At 63.9% G+C, this 16,741-nt stretch carries 18 protein-coding genes and 1 pseudogene; 12 read left to right on the top strand and 7 right to left on the bottom strand.

The genetic code is table 11. From position 1 onward, the window contains the following. The first annotated feature begins 67 nt into the window (after nucleotides 1-67). The 7 genes from H1B27_RS35325 (at nucleotide 68) to H1B27_RS35295 (ending at nucleotide 5,383) form a co-directional block, all read left to right on the top strand. Nucleotides 68-796, top strand: a complete 729-nt coding sequence (locus tag H1B27_RS35325) for a helix-turn-helix transcriptional regulator (RefSeq protein ID WP_061879686.1) — start codon at nucleotides 68-70, stop codon at nucleotides 794-796. Between the two features lie 82 nt (nucleotides 797-878). Beyond that, complete coding sequence (locus tag H1B27_RS35320) at nucleotides 879-1,538, top strand: acyl-homoserine-lactone synthase (protein WP_197969217.1); 660 nt, start codon at nucleotides 879-881, stop codon at nucleotides 1,536-1,538. Nucleotide 1,539: 1 nt separating this feature from the next. Beyond that, the gene (locus tag H1B27_RS35315; protein WP_197969216.1) at nucleotides 1,540-1,758 is read left to right on the top strand and encodes a hypothetical protein; all 219 of its coding nucleotides are present in this window, start codon (nucleotides 1,540-1,542) and stop codon (nucleotides 1,756-1,758) included. Nucleotides 1,759-2,058: 300 nt separating this feature from the next. Next, complete coding sequence (locus H1B27_RS35310) at nucleotides 2,059-2,976, top strand: branched-chain amino acid ABC transporter permease (protein WP_036042790.1); 918 nt, start codon at nucleotides 2,059-2,061, stop codon at nucleotides 2,974-2,976. Beyond that, complete coding sequence (locus tag H1B27_RS35305) at nucleotides 2,973-3,917, top strand: branched-chain amino acid ABC transporter permease (RefSeq protein WP_061879683.1); 945 nt, start codon at nucleotides 2,973-2,975, stop codon at nucleotides 3,915-3,917. Before H1B27_RS35310 ends, H1B27_RS35305 begins: the two co-directional genes overlap by 4 nt. Continuing rightward, nucleotides 3,910-4,677: an ABC transporter ATP-binding protein gene (locus tag H1B27_RS35300; protein WP_061879682.1), complete on the top strand. Its 768-nt coding sequence runs from the start codon at nucleotides 3,910-3,912 to the stop codon at nucleotides 4,675-4,677. The genes H1B27_RS35305 and H1B27_RS35300 overlap by 8 nt, the downstream gene beginning before the upstream one ends. After that, nucleotides 4,670-5,383, top strand: a complete 714-nt coding sequence (locus H1B27_RS35295; RefSeq protein WP_061879681.1) for an ABC transporter ATP-binding protein — start codon at nucleotides 4,670-4,672, stop codon at nucleotides 5,381-5,383. The genes H1B27_RS35300 and H1B27_RS35295 overlap by 8 nt, the downstream gene beginning before the upstream one ends. 95 nt (nucleotides 5,384-5,478) lie before the next feature. Here H1B27_RS35295 and H1B27_RS35290 read toward each other — a convergent pair whose 3' ends face one another. Both H1B27_RS35290 and H1B27_RS35285 read right to left on the bottom strand, forming a co-directional pair. Further along, nucleotides 5,479-5,919 carry a hypothetical protein gene (locus H1B27_RS35290; protein WP_156505064.1) on the bottom strand — a complete coding sequence of 147 codons (441 nt, stop codon included), beginning with the start codon at nucleotides 5,917-5,919 and terminating at the stop codon, nucleotides 5,479-5,481. 96 nt (nucleotides 5,920-6,015) lie between these two features. After that, a pseudogene (locus H1B27_RS35285) lies at nucleotides 6,016-6,286 on the bottom strand (glutamine synthetase); the annotation flags it as partial. 61 nt (nucleotides 6,287-6,347) lie between these two features. Here H1B27_RS35285 and H1B27_RS35280 point away from each other — a divergent pair. Further along, complete coding sequence (locus H1B27_RS35280) at nucleotides 6,348-6,680, top strand: PRC-barrel domain-containing protein (protein WP_131874636.1); 333 nt, start codon at nucleotides 6,348-6,350, stop codon at nucleotides 6,678-6,680. 91 nt (nucleotides 6,681-6,771) lie between these two features. Here the strand turns inward: H1B27_RS35280 and H1B27_RS35275 are convergent, their stop codons facing one another. The 4 genes from H1B27_RS35275 to H1B27_RS35260 all read right to left on the bottom strand — a co-directional run bounded on the left by H1B27_RS35275 (nucleotide 6,772) and on the right by H1B27_RS35260 (nucleotide 10,036). Further along, nucleotides 6,772-7,206 carry a VOC family protein gene (locus tag H1B27_RS35275; protein WP_197969215.1) on the bottom strand — a complete coding sequence of 145 codons (435 nt, stop codon included), beginning with the start codon at nucleotides 7,204-7,206 and terminating at the stop codon, nucleotides 6,772-6,774. Between the two features lie 152 nt (nucleotides 7,207-7,358). After that, entirely contained in the window at nucleotides 7,359-8,186 is an 828-nt protein-coding gene (locus H1B27_RS35270; protein WP_197969214.1) for an AraC family transcriptional regulator, read from the bottom strand. 292 nt (nucleotides 8,187-8,478) lie between these two features. Beyond that, nucleotides 8,479-8,874: a group II truncated hemoglobin gene (locus H1B27_RS35265; protein WP_197969213.1), complete on the bottom strand. Its 396-nt coding sequence runs from the start codon at nucleotides 8,872-8,874 to the stop codon at nucleotides 8,479-8,481. Nucleotides 8,875-9,127: 253 nt separating this feature from the next. Next, nucleotides 9,128-10,036: a helix-turn-helix transcriptional regulator gene (locus H1B27_RS35260; protein WP_197969212.1), complete on the bottom strand. Its 909-nt coding sequence runs from the start codon at nucleotides 10,034-10,036 to the stop codon at nucleotides 9,128-9,130. 121 nt (nucleotides 10,037-10,157) lie between these two features. Here H1B27_RS35260 and H1B27_RS35255 point away from each other — a divergent pair, with 121 nt between their 5' ends. From H1B27_RS35255 to boxB, 4 genes are all read left to right on the top strand, one after another. Then, nucleotides 10,158-11,699: a benzoate-CoA ligase family protein gene (locus H1B27_RS35255; protein ID WP_197969211.1), complete on the top strand. Its 1,542-nt coding sequence runs from the start codon at nucleotides 10,158-10,160 to the stop codon at nucleotides 11,697-11,699. Nucleotides 11,700-11,956: 257 nt separating this feature from the next. Beyond that, nucleotides 11,957-12,769 carry an alpha/beta fold hydrolase gene (locus tag H1B27_RS35250; protein WP_197969210.1) on the top strand — a complete coding sequence of 271 codons (813 nt, stop codon included), beginning with the start codon at nucleotides 11,957-11,959 and terminating at the stop codon, nucleotides 12,767-12,769. 125 nt (nucleotides 12,770-12,894) lie between these two features. Then, nucleotides 12,895-14,583, top strand: coding sequence for a 2,3-epoxybenzoyl-CoA dihydrolase (gene boxC, locus H1B27_RS35245; protein ID WP_197969209.1), 1,689 nt, complete (start codon nucleotides 12,895-12,897; stop codon nucleotides 14,581-14,583). A 149-nt stretch (nucleotides 14,584-14,732) separates the two neighbouring features. Then, a complete protein-coding gene (gene boxB / locus H1B27_RS35240) occupies nucleotides 14,733-16,184 on the top strand; it encodes a benzoyl-CoA 2,3-epoxidase subunit BoxB (protein WP_194390328.1) in 1,452 nt (483 codons plus the stop codon). A gap of 372 nt (nucleotides 16,185-16,556) precedes the next feature. On the opposite strand, the gene H1B27_RS35235 is transcribed toward boxB, so the two are convergent. Then, nucleotides 16,557-16,741 (bottom strand): transposase (locus H1B27_RS35235; protein ID WP_197968442.1); only part of this gene is annotated, 185 nt, incomplete at its 5' end.

The raw sequence follows: 16,741 nt of genomic DNA, 5'->3' as shown, positions 1-16,741 counted from the left end.
CACAGCCATTTGAGGCAGTTCGCAGATACGTGCTATACGGAAGCGGCGAGGGTCAGGAAACGCACCGATGTCCGCCGTAGACTATGGCCGGGAGGCGCTCGACTTCATCGAAGGCCTGCAGGCCTACCGCAAGGTTCCAGAAGCCATGAATGCGCTCGAAGCGGCCTTTGGTCGCTTCGGCTTCGAAACCATCATCGTGACGGGATTGCCGAATCCCGACCAGCGGTTCGCGCAGATGGTGCTTGCCAAGCGCTGGCCGGCGGGATGGTTCAGCCTCTACACCGAGAACAATTACGACCGCTACGATCCCGTGGTGCGGCTCTGCCGGCAATCGGTCAATCCGTTCGAGTGGTCGGAAGCCCCCTATGATGCCGAGCTCGAGCCGAGCGCAGCCGAGGTGATGAATCGCGCCAGCGAGTTTCGCATGTCGCGCGGTTTCATCGTGCCGATCCACGGGCTCACGGGCTATGAGGCCGCGGTCTCGCTTGGCGGCGTCCATCTCGACCTCAATCCCCGCAGCAAGCCGGCGCTGCACCTGATGGCCATGTATGGCTTCGACCACATTCGCCGTCTGCTCGAGCCGGTGCCGCACCCGTCGACGCACCTCACTCGGCGCGAGCGCGAGGCGATCGCCTGGGCTTCGCAGGGGAAATCGGCCTGGGAGATCGGCGAGATCCTGCACATCACGCAGCGCACCGCCGAAGAGCATCTTGCAACCGCCGCGCGCAAGCTCGGTGCCGTCAACCGTACGCATGCGGTAGCGCTGGCGATTCGCAACAAGATCATCGCTCCCTAGCCGCCTCACTGGGAAATTTCCCAATATCGGATCTGCATCTTTTCGCGGAGTCTGCCTCCATTGATAATGAATGGGGGTTTTCATGATTCACGCAATTTCCGCGGTAAATCGCCACCTTTATGAAGACGTGATCGAGCAGCACTTCCGGCTACGTCACGACATTTTCGTCGAGGAGCGGCGCTGGGAGACGCTGCGCAGGCCGGATGGCCGCGAGATCGATTCCTATGATGACGAGGACACCGTCTATCTGCTGGCGCTGGAAGAGCGTCGCGTCGTCGGCGGTCATCGGCTCTACCCGACCACCAAGCCTTCGATGATGAGCGAGGTGTTCCCGCATCTGGCGGCGGTACGCGGCTGCCCGGCCGATCCGCTGGTCTGGGAATGGTCGCGCTACTTCGTCGTGCGCGATCGCCGCGACGGCGCGCTCAACCTGCAACTGATGGCGGCGGTGCAGGAGTTCTGCCTCGATCAGGGAATCGCGCAGGTCAGCGCGATCATGGAGACGTGGTGGCTGCCGCGCTTCCACCAGGCCGGGTTCGTCGTCACGCCGCTCGGCCTGCCGGCCCTGGTGGAGAACGCATGGACCATGGCGGCGATCATCGACATTCGCCGCGAGACACTCGATGCCCTGCACGATCGAATCGGCTTGGCTTCCGTCGTGCAGCAAGACGGCCCGCGACTGGATGCCGTCGCCCGTGCCAACCTCTGCGGCTTCGCTGCCGCGCAACGAAAGAGCGCCTGAGATGTCGAACATGATGCGGGACAGCCAGATCATGGCGCAAACGAACGACGAAAATCTCGGCTACATGTCCGATATGGCGCTCGAGCTGGCGCAGATGGCGGACGACGCCGGGTTGGCGACGCTCGCCTATCTGTTCCGGATGGCAGCGCTCGAAGCCACGACGGCCAACGGCGGGCTCGCCGAACCCGATGATCTACCCCGGCAGATGACGTCGCACTAGACTTCCCCAGAACTCCGACAAATTTGCACCCTCTCGTCCGTCCGCCGGCGAGAGGGTGATCGCATGGGTGCGGCAGGTTGCCCCAGCCTGCACGGCAGCCTTCTTGCTAGGGTCGATCTCGATCTCGATCGCATGCATCGGCATGCAACAAAGTGCATGTTTGGTGTCGAATCGCTCTTGCCTCGGAACGATACTGCCATTACCCATTTTTCGGCCTTGAAGAGGCAGGGGGAGCTCTTTCACTGATGGCGACATTGCTCGAACATCGGCGCGACGCTGCGTGCGCCTGAAAGAGTCTTGATGCTGCTTGTCGTCGAACAGTTCCTGAACGGATTGCAGTTTGGCCTGCTGCTGTTCCTGCTCGCCGCCGGCCTGACGCTGGTGTTCGGGATCATGGATCTCGTCAACCTCGCGCACGGCTCGCTCTATATGATGGGGGCCTACTTCGCCGCGACCTTTGCCGCCTGGACCGGCAGCTTCCTGCTCGGCGCGCTGATGGCGCTCGGGGCCACGCTGGTGCTCGGCATCGTGCTGGAGGTGACGGCGCTGCGGCATCTCTATGGCCGCGACCACCTCGACCACGTGCTCGCGACCTTCGGCCTGATCCTGTTCTTCAACGAAGCCGTGCGGCTGATCTGGGGCCCGGCCGGTCTTGCGCTGCCGCTGCCGGCCTGGCTCACCGTACCTGTGCCGATCCTGCCCGGCATTCACTATCCCGCCTATCGCCTCGCGATCATCGTGGTGGCCTTGCTGGTCGCGCTGCTGCTCTATCTCGGCGTGATGCGCACCCGCATCGGCATGCTGATCCGGGCCGGCGCCTCCAATCGCGAGATGATCGGTGCGCTCGGCATCAACATCAAGCTGCTCTATACGCTGGTGTTCGGTTTGGGAGCCGCGCTCGCGGGCCTTGCCGGCCTGATGCAGGCGCCGATCCTGACCGTGCAGATCGGCATGGGCGAGAATATCCTCATCCTCGCCTTCGTCATCATCGTGATCGGCGGCATCGGCTCGATCCGCGGCGCGTTCCTCGCCGCGATCTTCGTCGGCATGATCGACACGCTCGGCCGTGCCTTCCTGCCGAACCTGTTGCGGCAGGTGCTGAGCGGTGCCGCTGCTTCCACCGCCGCGCCGGCGCTGTCGTCCATGCTGATCTACCTGCTGATGGCGATCGTGCTGGTGGTGCGCCCGGAGGGGCTGTTTCCGGCCAATCGTCGATGAAGGCTATCACGGTGAGCAAGGCCGTCACGGCCCTGATGCTGGCGGGCCTCGTGCTGCTGCCGCTCTATTCGCAGCTCTCCGGCAACATCTTCATCCTGACGCTGTTCACCCGCATCATCATCCTGGCGCTGGCGGCTGCGAGCCTCAACCTGATCATGGGTTTTGGCGGCATGATGAGCTTTGGTCACGCCGCCTATCTCGGCATCGGCGGTTACGCGGTCGGCATGCTCGCTCAGGAAGGCGTGGGAAGCGGCTTCATCCAGTTTCCGGTCGCGCTCGCCGCCTCCGCCATTTACGCGCTCGTGATCGGCGCGCTCTCGCTTCGCACGCGCGGCGTCTACTTCATCATGATCACGCTTGCCTTCGCCCAGATGGCCTATTACGTCGCCTCGGGGCTGGCGCGTTACGGCGGCGACGACGGCCTCACCATCTACAAGCGCAGCGACTTCTCCGGCCTGATCGATCTCGGCAATCGCGTGCAGTTCTACTATCTCTGCCTTGCCTGCCTGTTCGGCGTCATCTTCCTGATCTGGCGCATCGTCAATTCGCGCTTCGGCCTCGTCGTGCAGGGCCTGCGTTCCAACGAGCAGCGCATGCAGGCGATCGGCTTCCCGGCCAAGCGCTACCAGCTGGTCTGCTTCGTCATATCAGGCACCATGTGCGGCCTTGCCGGGGCGCTGCTCGCCAACAACACCGATTTCATCAGCCCGGCCGTGATGTACTGGACGCGTTCCGGCGACCTCATGGTGATGGTGATCCTCGGCGGCATGGGCACGCTGTTCGGCCCGGTCATGGGCGCCGTGGTGTTCCTGCTGCTGGAAGAGTTCCTGTCGCAGATCACCGAATACTGGGCGCTGATCATGGGTCCGCTGCTGCTGCTGATCGTCCTGTTCGGCCGCGGCGGCATCATGGGCGCGCTGGGGAGGGCTGGCCGTGGCTGAACCCTTGCTCCGCGTCGAAAAGCTGGTGCGTCGCTTCGGCGGCATCATCGCGACGGATCACGTCTCGCTCGACGTCGCGGAAGGCGAGCTGCACGCCATCATCGGCCCGAACGGCGCCGGCAAGACCACGCTGATCAGTCAGCTCACCGGACATCTCTCCCCGCATTCCGGTAGCGTTTTGCTCGGCGGCCGGGACATCACCGATCTGCCGGCCTATCGCCGCTGTGCGCTCGGGCTCGCGCGCTCGTTCCAGATCACCTCGCTGCTGCTCGACTTCACCGCCGCCGACAACGTCGCGCTGGCGGCGCAGGCGCATGCCGGAACCTCGTTCCGCTTCTTCGCCAACGCGCGCAAGGAAAAAGGCCTGCGCGATGCCGCCCAGGCGGCGCTCGATCGCGTCGGGCTCGCGCATCGCGCCGATGTTCTGGTGTCGAAGCTCAGCCATGGCGAGCGGCGCCAGGTCGAGCTTGCGGTCGCCCTGGCCAGCAAGCCGAAATTGCTGCTGCTCGACGAGCCCATGGCCGGCCTCGGCGTCACCGAGTCCCAGGGCATGGTCAAACTGCTCCAGGAGCTGCGCAAGGAAGTGTCGATCGTGCTGGTCGAGCACGACATGCCGGCGGTGTTCGCGCTGGCCGATCGCATCTCGGTGCTGGTCTATGGCCGCGTCATCGCCTCCGGCGATCCTGCCGCGATCCGCCAGAACGAGGACGTCAAGCGCGCCTATCTCGGTGATCAGCATGTGGTGACGCATCATGGCTGACACATTGCTCGAGGTCGAAGGCATCGAGACCTGTTACGGCCTGTCCCAGGTGCTGTTCGGCCTGTCGCTGTCGATCAAGCCGGGCGAGATGGTATCGCTGATGGGTCGCAACGGCATGGGCAAGACCACCACCATCCGCTCCATCATGGGCCTGACGCCCGCGCGCGCAGGCGCGATCCGTTTCGCTGGCGCCGAGGTGCGACAGCTTCCGTCCTACAGGATCGCAAAGCTCGGCGTAGGCCTCGTTCCGGAGGGGCGCCAGATCTTCCCGAACCTCACCGTGCGCGAAAATCTGGTGGCCGCCGCCGCGGACCGCTTCGGCAGCAGCAATCCGTGGACGCTGGCAGCGATCTACGTGATGTTTCCGCGCCTCGCCGAGCGTGCCTCCAATATGGGCAACCAGCTCTCCGGCGGCGAGCAGCAGATGCTCGCCATCGGCCGCGCATTGATGACCAATCCAAAACTCCTGATCCTGGACGAGGCAACCGAGGGCCTTGCGCCGCTGATCCGCGAGGAAATCTGGAGCTGCCTGTCGCTGCTCAAGAGCCGGGGACAGTCGATCCTGGTCGTCGACAAGAATGTCGACCACCTCGCCCGCATCTGCGACCGCCACTACATCATCGAGCGCGGCAGGACGGTGTGGAGCGGCACGTCCGACGAACTCGTGGCCGAGCCGGATCTGCAGCACAAATATCTGGGAATTTAGCGCTTCCTCGCGCGATGTGAGCAGCGGAATGCCAGCGCCTCGCATTCCCCGTCATCTGGTCAATTGACCTTACCCAATTCGCATGCAGCGCCCAACTAACGTGTGAGGCGGTGCGCGCCGATCTCGATCAGGGTGGTCCGACAAGACAAGCGATAGATCAGGCTGAAAAATTGATCCCACATGACCGAACTCCGTTGTTGATCATGGACGGAAATTATAGGCCGCGTGTCCTTCCGGCGTTTTTCGCGGAATGAGGAAATGGCTTCGTCCCGGAGTGGCGCAATGTCGTCGGAACTTTCCGGAAGAAGTCGCCTCACGGGAGCGTGAAGCAACGCGCCCGGCTTGAGGCCGGCCCGGATTCCGATAGAAGCCGGTAGTTCTCCCGAGATGAAGCGCGCGCGGCGAGGCAGTATCGTGCGGCGCTTCAGACTTGGTTGTCGAATGAGTTCCGATCGTGAAGATGATCCGCCGATCCTCATCTGCTCGAGATGCAGGCGGCCAATGAAGTTCCTGGCGACGCTGCCGGGAATCGTCATGCTCCGTTCGGAGCACGCTTACAATTGTATTCCGTGCCGGCGCGTCGACACGATTCGGCTGAAGTGACCATCGGTGCCGGATCGGGCCGGACTTGCTCAAAACATCTCGAAATACTCGCGATGCTCCCAGTCCGTCACCTCGGACAGGAAGCGATCGATCTCGGCGTTCTTGATGTGGGTGTAGTAGTCGACGAATTCGGTCCCGAGCTTCTCGCGGAAGAAAGGGTCGTCCTTCAGCGCGGCGACCGCATCGCGCAGCGATTTCGGCAATGGCAGCGCTTTGGTCTCGTAGGGCGTGTCCGCCGAGGGGGCCGGGGTCGAGCTTGCGGTCGACGCCGTCGAGACCTGAGAGAATCTGTAGCTGCATTCCCGTTGTCTCGAAGGCGGTGCTATAATGGCTCCAAGCATGAGAGAACAGGGAGGACGCCATGCACCATACCATGGTTCCCAGTGATCGCGTGGAGCGCGTCGCCGTCTATGGACGCGACGGTACGAAGCTCGGCACAATCGAACGGCTGATGCTCGACAAGCTGAGTGGAATGGTTGCCTATGCCGTGATCAAGACCGGTGGACTGCTTGGCACCCATCATCACTACCCTCTCCAGTGGAACGCGCTGAAATACGACCCCAGCCGCGAGGCGTTCCAGATCGAGTTGACGCTGGACGAACTCAGTAGCGGCCCGTGCGAGTTCGATGGCGATGCGTTCGACTGGGGCGACCGTTCGCGGTCCTACCCGCATCCGCATTACTGGTCGGTCTAGCGAGCAAGCCGGCCTGGAAGCCCGCATTCTCGCACCGGACTGGCTGGGCCCGAGCCGCGGCCACCGAGCCGCGTCTGACGTGATCGTCCGGCTATCCGGCGAGCGGCTGTTCGCCGACTTTGGGCCAATAGGTGCCAAAGCTCCAGAGGCCGCCCTCCGGATCGCGCGCGGCGAAATCGCGGCTGCCATAATCGGTTGTGTAGGGCTCCATTTCGATCTTTGCGCCAGCGGCTTTCACCTTCTCATAGAGCGCGTCTGGATCATCAACGGCCAGATAGACGGCATCTGTCCGCTGGCCGCTGATGTCACCAACCCGCTTGGCGTAGGCATCGTCGCGATGCGCGCCCAGCATGAGGATCGATGATCCGAACGCCAGCTCGGCGTGGATGATCGTGCCCTCCTTGCGGTACACCACGTGTTCGGCGAAGCCGAGAACGTTCTTCAACCAGGCGATCATCGCCTCCGCATCCCTGCAGCGCATCGTGTGGTAGAGGCGCGGCGCTTCGTAGCCGTTCGGCTGGTTCATGAAACCCTCCAAGTTCTGTGCAAGTTCTGTGCAAGTTCGGTGCAAGTTCGGCGCAAGTCCTTGCAAGCTTGTTGCGACGCCGACCCTAGTTCGGATCATGGCGGCAGGCTTGAACAAATGGGACTTGACCGTTGCCTCGCGCCGTCCTGGCGCTAGCCGCCGCCGTCCCGCATCAGGCGTGGATCGACGACATCGAGCCGCGCGGCCCATCCGGTCGGCGTCTCGCCGCTGAATATCCGGAAATCGCGAGCAAGATGCGCCTGGTCCGCATAGCCGGCGTCTGCTGCAATTGCGGCCCAGCCGCCTGTGCCGTCCGTCCGGGCAAGCGCACAGGCCCGATGAAAGCGCAGCATCTGGGCCAGCGTCTTTGGCGGAACGCCGATCTCGTTGTGGAAGCGACGCGTGAGATGCTTGCGGCTCCAGCCGATGTCGGAGGCGATGGCGGCGATCCTGATCGCGCCTGCGCGTTCCCAGAGCGTCTCCAGGGCGAAAGCGACCGCCGGCGAAGGCTCGTGGACGGCGCGGCGAAGCACGAAATCCTCCACGATCTCGAATCGCCGCCGCCAGCCGACCGCCTCGGCCACCCTGGCGCGGAGGTTCTCACCATCGCGTCCCAGAATGTCGTCAAGGCCGACCATGCGGGCGGTCAAATCGGGCACGGCTCCTCCGAAGAAGCGATACGCCCCGAGCGGCGTGAAATCGACCTGAACGCATTCGGCGCGGCCGTCGGATTCGATCAGGACCGGCCCGGGAAAGAGACCCGCCGCGAAACTCGGTCGAGCGTCTGCAGCATCCGATTGGTGCCCGAGCGCAATACGGAAGGGCGTTCCCAGGTTCACCAGCAGAGGGAGCGCAAGCGGCGCGGCGTGGCGGAAGGCGGCCAGGCCGAGGCCGCGCTCGCGGTAGAACGAGATGCTGGAGACCAGCCGCGCAAGGCGGGGGGAGGCAGATCGACGGATGACATCGGCGGTTGCGTCCATCGCGCGTCTCGCTCGTTCGCGCCCAGCATAGCGTCGCGATGGCGCCCATCCAAGTCTATCGCTACGGCACCGTGCCCTGCCGCGCTTCCGCCATCTCGCGCATCAGGAACTTTGCCGGGACGTCGTGATAGGTGCCGCGGTCATTGACATATTGCATATGGGCGCGGCCTTCGCCGTCGAAGGGGTGCAGCAGCGCATCGGTGCGATTTGTCCGGAGTTCAATTCAAGCAATGCATGGCGCATTGCGCGAGAGCATGGGCGCGTCCTCGATTTGCGACGAGGCGCTGCCGTATCAAGGCCGGTTGCGCATCCAGTCAGCAAGGCCCGACATTGCGCGGTCGAGATCCTGGCGCGCGGCGATATCAATCACCGTCTCCTCCAGCGCTCCACGCATGCAGAGCATCCACGCATCGCGCTCGGCATCACCGATGGCAAAGCCGATGTGCCGCTGCCGCAATCGCGGATGGCCCTTCTCTGGGGAATAGAGCTTCGGGCCGCCCGTCCATTCCGTGAGATAGCGCTTCAAGACGACCCGGATCAGACCGAGGTCGTCCGCATGCATCGCGCGGATGACTTTCGCTTCCGGCAGCGTGTCCATGCGGTCGTAGAAGCGGTCGACCAGACGATCGATCGTGGCGCTGCCGCCGATCCGCTCGAACATGGAGGTGCTGACGTCGGTGGGGGTCATGGTTGTTCCAAGCTGTCTATTGGGCTCGCATATAGTGACATTGTGGCGCGCCCACAAACTCCGCCGTCGTCCCGGACAAGCGAGCCTTAGCGAGCGCCGATCCGGGATCCATAACCACAGGGAGATGTTTGGCGAAGACTCGTGGTTGCCCTCTCGCGCAACGACTCTTTCCTGGGGATATGGGTCCCGGATCTGCGCGCGCTTGTGGCGCGCTTGTCCGGGACGACAGCGGAGCAATTGGATACAGCTCGCCCTACAGCGCCACGCTGCGCAGCCCGAAGCTGAGGGCTTCGTTCTGCAGCACTGGCCGCACCGCATCGATCAGCCGTGCAGCAGCTGCATCGACCGAAAGCCCGGCCGTATCCACCACCGCCGTCGCGCGCGAATAAAGCGGCTCGCGGCTCAAGAGGATGTTGCGCAGCTCGGCCATCGCCGAGCGGTCATCCGCCATCGGGCGCAGATCGCCCTGGCGGCGGACGCGAGCCATGTGCTCCTCGGGCTCGGCCTTCAGCCAGATCGTGTAGAACGAGGTCAGGACCTGGTCGAAGGTCAGGGGCTCGGAGACGATGCCGCCGCCGGTTGCCAGCACCATCAGCTCGTTGCGCGCGAGCAGCTGTTGCAGCGCCGCCTGCTCCATGCGGCGAAAGCCTTCCTGGCCGTAGAGCGCGATGATCTCGGCGACCGAGAGGCCGTTCTGCTGCTCGACTTCCTTGTTGAGCTCGACGAAACTCCAGCCGATCTTCTTCGCCAGCATCCTGCCGAGTGTGGACTTGCCGGCGCCGCGCAGGCCGATCAGCGCGATGCCGCAGAATGGCGCGCGCCGCGGTGCGGAGGCGCTGCCGCCGGCGAGCAGATCCTTGGCCTGCGCGATCTGCGCCGGCGTTGCCTTGCGCAGGAGATCGCGAAACATCTGCCAGTCCGGCGTCGGATCGGCCGAGGGGAGCAAATCTTCGAGATGGGCGCCCATCGCGTCCGAGACGCGGCGCAGCAGCACGATGGAGACATTGCCCTTGCCGCTTTCGAGCTGGGCGATGTAGCGCTCCGAGATCCCCGAGACCTTGGCGAGCACCTTGCGCGACATGCCGCGCAATGCGCGCATGGTGCGCACACGTTGGCCGAGCTGTTCGAGGAAGCGGGATTCGGCGTCGGGACTTTCGCTCATGAGTCTTCTTTACAGGGGTCCTGCGGCGCGTTTTAATGAAACATAGTGCCTGCTGGCATTGACAGCAAGCCGTCGCGGTGTCTTTCTATGAATTATAATTCTAAATTCGGGGGAGATGTCCGTGAGCGAGGGATCCTACAATGCGGTGACCTGGCTGCTCGACCGTAACGTCGAAGAGGGCCGCGGCGACAAGCTCGCCTTCGACGACACCGTCTCGCGGCTCAGCTATGGCGAGCTCCAGCAACAGACCCGGCGCGCCGCCAACATGCTGCGCCGGCTCGGCGTCCGCCGCGAGGAGCGCGTCGCGATGATCATGCTGGATACGATCGATTTCCCGATCGTATTCCTGGGCGCGATCCGCGCCGGTGTCGTGCCGGTGCCGCTCAACACGCTGCTGACCGCGGACCAGTACGCCTACATCCTCGCCGATTGCCGCGCACGGGTGCTGTTCGTGTCCGAAGCGCTCTATCCCGTCATCAGGGACGTCGTCGGCCGCATGCCGGATCTCGAGCATGTCGTCGTCTCCGGTGCCAAGCAGAACGGCCACAAGCAACTGGCCGAAGAGATGGCCGGCGAGAGCGATCAGTTCACCACCGCGGCGACCCACCCGGATGAGCCGGCGTTCTGGCTCTATTCGTCGGGGTCAACGGGCATGCCCAAGGGCGTGCGCCATCTGCACTCGAATTTGCAGGCGACGGCGGACACCTACGCCAAGCAGGTGCTCGGCATTCGCGAGAGCGATGTCTGTCTGTCGGCGGCAAAGCTGTTCTTCGCCTACGGTCTCGGCAACGCGCTGACCTTCCCGATGTCGGTCGGCGCCAGCGTCATCCTCAACAGCGAGCGTCCGACGCCGGCCCGCATGTTCGATCTGATGAACCGCTACAACCCGTCGATCTTCTACGGCGTGCCGACGCTGTTCGCGGCGATGCTCAACGACGAGACGATGAAAAGCGAGCGCTGCGGCAAGGCGTTGCGCATCTGCACCTCGGCCGGCGAGGCGCTGCCGGAATCGGTCGGCACCAGCTGGAAGGCGCGCTTCGGCGTCGACATCCTCGACGGCGTCGGCTCGACCGAGCTCTTGCACATCTTCCTGTCGAACGCCCCCAGCGACATCAAGTACGGCTCCTCCGGCAAGCCGGTGCCGGGCTATGCGGTGCGGCTCGTCAACGAGGCCGGGCAGGACGTTGCCGACGGCGAGGTCGGCGAACTGCTGGTCGATGCTCCCTCGGCCGGCGAAGGCTACTGGAATCAGCGCCACAAGAGCCGCCGCACGTTCGAAGGACCATGGACGCGAACCGGCGACAAATATGTTCGTGATGCGGATGGCCGCTACACCTTCTGCGGCCGCGCCGACGACATGTTCAAGGTCTCCGGCATCTGGGTCTCACCGTTCGAGGTCGAGAGCGCGCTGATCACGCATCCGGCCGTGCTCGAGGCCGCCGTCGTGCCCGAAGCCGATCCGGAAGGGTTGCTGAAGCCGAAGGCCTTCGTCGTGCTGCGCCCGGGCGTGACAACGACGGACTTGCAGGAGACGCTCAAGGACCACGTCAAGCAGAAGATCGGCCCGTGGAAATATCCGCGCTGGATCGACGTGGTGGACTCGCTGCCGAAGACCGCGACGGGCAAGATCCAGCGATTCAAGCTGCGCGAGGGCGCGAATTGAACGGCATGGTGTGTCATATGACGCGTTCTATCGCCTCGAGCACCGCTGCGCTCCCTCCCCCCTTGTGGGGGAGGGCGGGGGAGAGGGGTAGCCTCAGCGGTGGTGCCGCGGTCGTTGGTGAGCGGCGCACGCCGCGCCCGCGCCTTCGAGAGAATCCCCGTGTGGCACCCCCCTCCCTGACCTCCCCCACAAGGGGGGAGGGAACGCCTGAGTGCGCGGAAGCACCTTCTGCTCATTGCGCGAAGAAGAGTGACATCATGACCAATCTCACCCCCACCGGATTCCTCAGCATCGATGGCGCCAGCCTCGAATACAAATGGCTCGCGCCGCAGGCGGCCGATGCGCCGACCATCGTCATGCTGCACGAAGGCCTCGGCTGCGTCGGGCTCTGGGGCGACTTCCCGGAAGAGCTGCAGCAGGCGACCGGCGCCGGTATCTTCGCCTATTCGCGCGCGGGTTACGGCCAGTCCAGCCCGGTCGCGTTGCCGCGGCCACTCGACTACATGCAGCGCGAGGCGCTGGACGTGCTGCCGAAACTGCTCGATGCGATCGGCTTCAAGCGCGGCCTCCTGCTCGGCCATTCCGACGGCGCCTCGATCGCGACCATCTATGCCGGCGCGCATCAGGATCATCGGCTGAACGGCCTCGTGCTGATCGCGCCGCATTTCATCGTCGAGGACATCTCGATCAAATCCATCGCCGCGATCAAGACGACGTTCGAGACCACCGATCTCAGGACGAAACTGGCGCGCTGGCACAAGGACGTCGACAACGCGTTCCATGGCTGGAACGGCGCCTGGCTCGATCCAAAATTCCGCGATTGGGATATCTCGGAATACCTCGCCTACATCCGCGTGCCCGTCATGATCGTGCAGGGCGCGGACGACCAATACGGGACGCTGCGGCAAGTCGAGATCGCGCAGGAGGAATGTTACTGCCCGGTCGATCTGAAGATCATTGCCGGCGCGGCGCATTCGCCGCATCGCGAGGCCGCGGGGCCGACCCTCGATGCCATCGTGCAGTTCGCAAAGGCCGCCTTGCGGGACGATCCAGGACTTCAGGCCGCATAAGGCGAATGCACGCTTAGATGAAGCAAAGTGCATATGACGCCGAGATTCGGGCTGGACTAACCTAGTTAGATGCACTATTGTGCATCTAACGCTCCAAAACGCATAAGCAAGCTTAAGGGTGGCTCATGGCCGGGGAAGATCGGCGCCTCGCAGGCGGCGCGACATTCATCGATTTCCAGACCGAACCGTCCCGCTACAAGCACTGGAAGCTTGCGGTCGAGGGTGACGTTGCGACCCTGACCATGGACGTCGACGAGAACGGCGGCCTGTTCGAGGGCTACCTGCTCAAGCTCAACTCTTACGATCTCGGCGTCGACATCGAGCTTGCCGACGCGGTTCAGCGCCTGCGCTTCGAGCATCCCGAGGTGAAGGTCGTAGTGATGCGCTCGGCCAAGAACCGCGTGTTCTGCGCCGGCGCCAATATCCGCATGCTGGCGGGCTCGACGCATGCGCACAAGGTGAACTTCTGCAAGTTTACCAACGAGACCCGCAACGGCATGGAAGACTCCTCGGAGAACTCCGGCCAGCGCTTCATCACCGTCGTGAACGGCTCGGCCGCCGGCGGCGGCTATGAGCTGGCGCTTGCGACCGATCACATCATCCTCGCCGATGACGGATCATCCGCCGTTGCGCTGCCCGAGGTGCCGCTGCTCGCGGTGCTCCCCGGCACCGGCGGTCTCACGCGCGTTGTCGACAAGCGCAAGGTGCGCCGCGATCACGCCGATTTCTTCTGCACCATCGAAGAGGGTGTGAAGGGCAAGCGCGCGGTGCAGTGGCGTCTCGTCGACGAGATCGCGCCGAATTCCAAGCTGGAAGCCAAGATCGCCGAGCGCGCCAGGGAGTTCGCGGCAGCCTCGAAACGCACCGGCAGCGGCAAGGGTATCGCACTGACGCCGCTCGATCGCGTGATCGATGAGACCAGCATCCGTTACGGCTTCGTCACCGTCGATATCGATCGCACGGCTCGCATCGCTACCATCTCGATCAAGGCGCCGGAGGCCGCGCCGCCTGCCGACATCGACGGCATGATGGCGCAGGGCGCCTCGTTCTGGCCGCTCCAGGTCGCGCGCGAGCTCGACGACGCCATCCTGCATCTGCGCATCAACGAGCTCGAGATCGCCATGCTCGTCTTCAAGAGCCATGGCGACCGCGCCCATGTGCTCGCTTGCGATGCCTTCCTCGAAGCCAACAAGGCGCACTGGCTGGTCAACGAAATCCGCCACTACTGGAAGCGCGTGCTCAAGCGCGTCGACGTCACCTCGCGCACGCTGGTGACGCTGGTCGAGCCCGGCTCCTGCTTTGCCGGCACGCTCGCCGAGCTCGTGTTCGCCGCCGACCGCTCCTACATGCTGATCGGCACGCGCCAGGGCGACAACCGCCCGCCGCCGTCGATCGAACTGTCCGCCATGAATTTCGGTCCGTATCCGATGAGCCACGGCCTGACGCGGCTGCAATCGCGCTTCCAGGCCGATCCGTCCGATGTGGAGCGCGCGGAAGCGACCATCGGCACCAGCCTCGATGCCGAGGAGGCCGAGGAACTCGGCCTCGTCACCTTCGCGCTCGACGACATCGACTGGGACGACGAGGTCCGAGTGTTTCTCGAGGAGCGCGCCAGCTTCTCGCCCGACAGCCTCACCGGCATGGAAGCGAGCCTGCGCTTCGTCGGGCCCGAGACGATGGAATCGAAGATCTTCGCCCGCCTCACCGCCTGGCAGAACTGGATCTTCCAGCGTCCGAACGCGGTCGGCGAGGAAGGCGCGCTGCGCCGCTACGGCAGCGGCCAGAAGCCGAAATTCGATATGACGCGAGTCTGACATTCACCGCGTCATGGCCGGGCAGAAGCGCGAAGCGCGTCTTCGCACAAATGTCCCGGCCATCCACGTCCTTCGCTCAAGGAAGCAAGAACGTGGATGCCCGGCACAAGGCCGGGCATGACGGAACGAGATCGCAAGGAGACACGGCCATGAACATGAACATCATGAACGTCGACTACTCGACCAAGATTCCGAACAACGTCAATCTGGCTGAAGACCGCCAGGTGCTGAAGGCGCTGGAGGGCTGGCATCCCGGCTACATGGACTGGTGGAGCGACATGGGGCCGGAAGGTTTTCAGGAATCGCTGGTCTATCTGCGCACCGCGTACTCGGTCGATCCGCGCGGCTGGGCCAAGTTCGATTACGTCCGCATGCCCGAATATCGCTGGGGCATTCTCCTTGCGCCGCAGGAAGAGAACCGCGTCGTGCCGTTCGGTGAGCACTACGGCGAGCCGGCCTGGCAGGAAGTCCCGGGCGAGCACCGCGCCATGCTGCGCCGCCTGATCGTGATCCAGGGCGACACAGAGCCGGCTTCGGTCGAGCAGCAGCGCCATCTCGGCAAGACCGCGCCCTCGCTCTACGACATGCGCAACCTGTTCCAGGTCAACGTCGAGGAAGGCCGTCACCTCTGGGCGATGGTCTACCTGCTGCAGAAATATTTCGGCCGCGACGGACGTGAGGAGGCCGACGATCTCTTGCGCCGCCGCTCCGGCGATGCCGACGCGCCGCGCATGCTGGGCGCGTTCAACGAAGCGACGCCGGACTGGCTGTCCTTCTTCATGTTCACCTATTTCACCGACCGCGACGGGAAGATGCAGCTGCACAGCCTCGCTCAATCGGGCTTCGATCCCTTGTCGCGCACTTGCCGCTTCATGCTGACCGAGGAAGCGCACCACATGTTCGTCGGCGAGACCGGCATCACCCGCGTCGTGCAGCGCACCTGCGATGCGATGCGCGCGGCCGGCATCACCGATCCCACCGACATCGCGAAAGTCCGCGCGCTCGGCGTCATCGATCTCCCGACCATCCAGAAGAAGCTGAACCTGCACTACACGCTCTCGCTCGACCTGTTCGGCTCGGAAGTCTCGACCAATGCGGCCAACGCCTTCAACGCCGGCATCAAGGGCCGCTACCACGAGACCCAGATCGAGGACGACCACCAGCTCAAGAACTCGACCTATCCGGTGCTCAAGCTGATCAACGGCGAGATCAAGCTGGTCGACGAGCCGGCGCTGACCGCGCTCAACATGCGCCTGCGCGACGATTACAGCCAGGATTGCGTCAAGGGCATGCTGCGCTGGAACAAGGTGATCTCGACCGCGGGCTATGATTTCAAGCTGACTCTGCCCAACGTCGCCTTCCATCGCCACATCGGCGAGTTCAAGGACGTGCACGCGACGCCCGACGGCATCCTGATCGACGATGCCACCTGGGCCAGGCGCAAGGACGAGTGGCTGCCGTCGGCGAGCGACGGCGACTTCATCACCTCTCTGATGCAGCCCGTCACCGAAACCGGCAAGTACGCATCCTGGATCTCGCCGCCGAAGGTCGGCATCGACAACAAGCCCGGCGATTTCGAGTATGTGAAGATCGAGTCGTAAGCACTCTTCACGAGACGGCGCGATCTTCGCCAAGATGCAGAGATCGCGCCACACACCTAGCCGTCATCGCCCGGCTTGAGCCGGGCGATCCAATATTCCAAAGACGGTTGTGACGAAATCGAGGCGCCGCGGCGTACTGGATGCCCCTGTCCCGGCTCCGCCGGGCCACAAGGTGCTCGGCCGCCGAAGCTTCAGCGAAGGCGGCAAGCCGGGGCATGACAGCGCCTTCTCTCCCGAAAGGTGCGAGAACGTCGGCTTGTGGACCGATATTGTTGCAAAAGTCATTGTAACCGACGAATGCCCCTTCGGCCATTGGGCAAAGTGGACCGGCTTTGATCCGCCGACCCTGACGCTCTCTACGCAACTCCTACGCTACGCGATGCAGAGAGCATGAGCGGGCGGAGGTCGTGCAACGAGCGACGCGAGGCGCCTCAGATTTTGCGCGATGGCAGCAAGAACAAACTCATCCTGTGCGCCTCGTGGTCCACGCAGTCGAAGCCGACCGAGCCTGAGAATGCGCTTCAGGTGTGCAAACCGCATCTCAATCTTCTTCCGCT

Source organism: Bradyrhizobium diversitatis (assembly GCF_016031635.1).
GTDB classification, from domain to species: Bacteria; Pseudomonadota; Alphaproteobacteria; order Rhizobiales; family Xanthobacteraceae; genus Bradyrhizobium; species Bradyrhizobium diversitatis.
The sequence above is the reverse complement of the archived record's forward strand: the minus strand, read 5'-3'. Positions and strand labels throughout refer to the sequence as shown.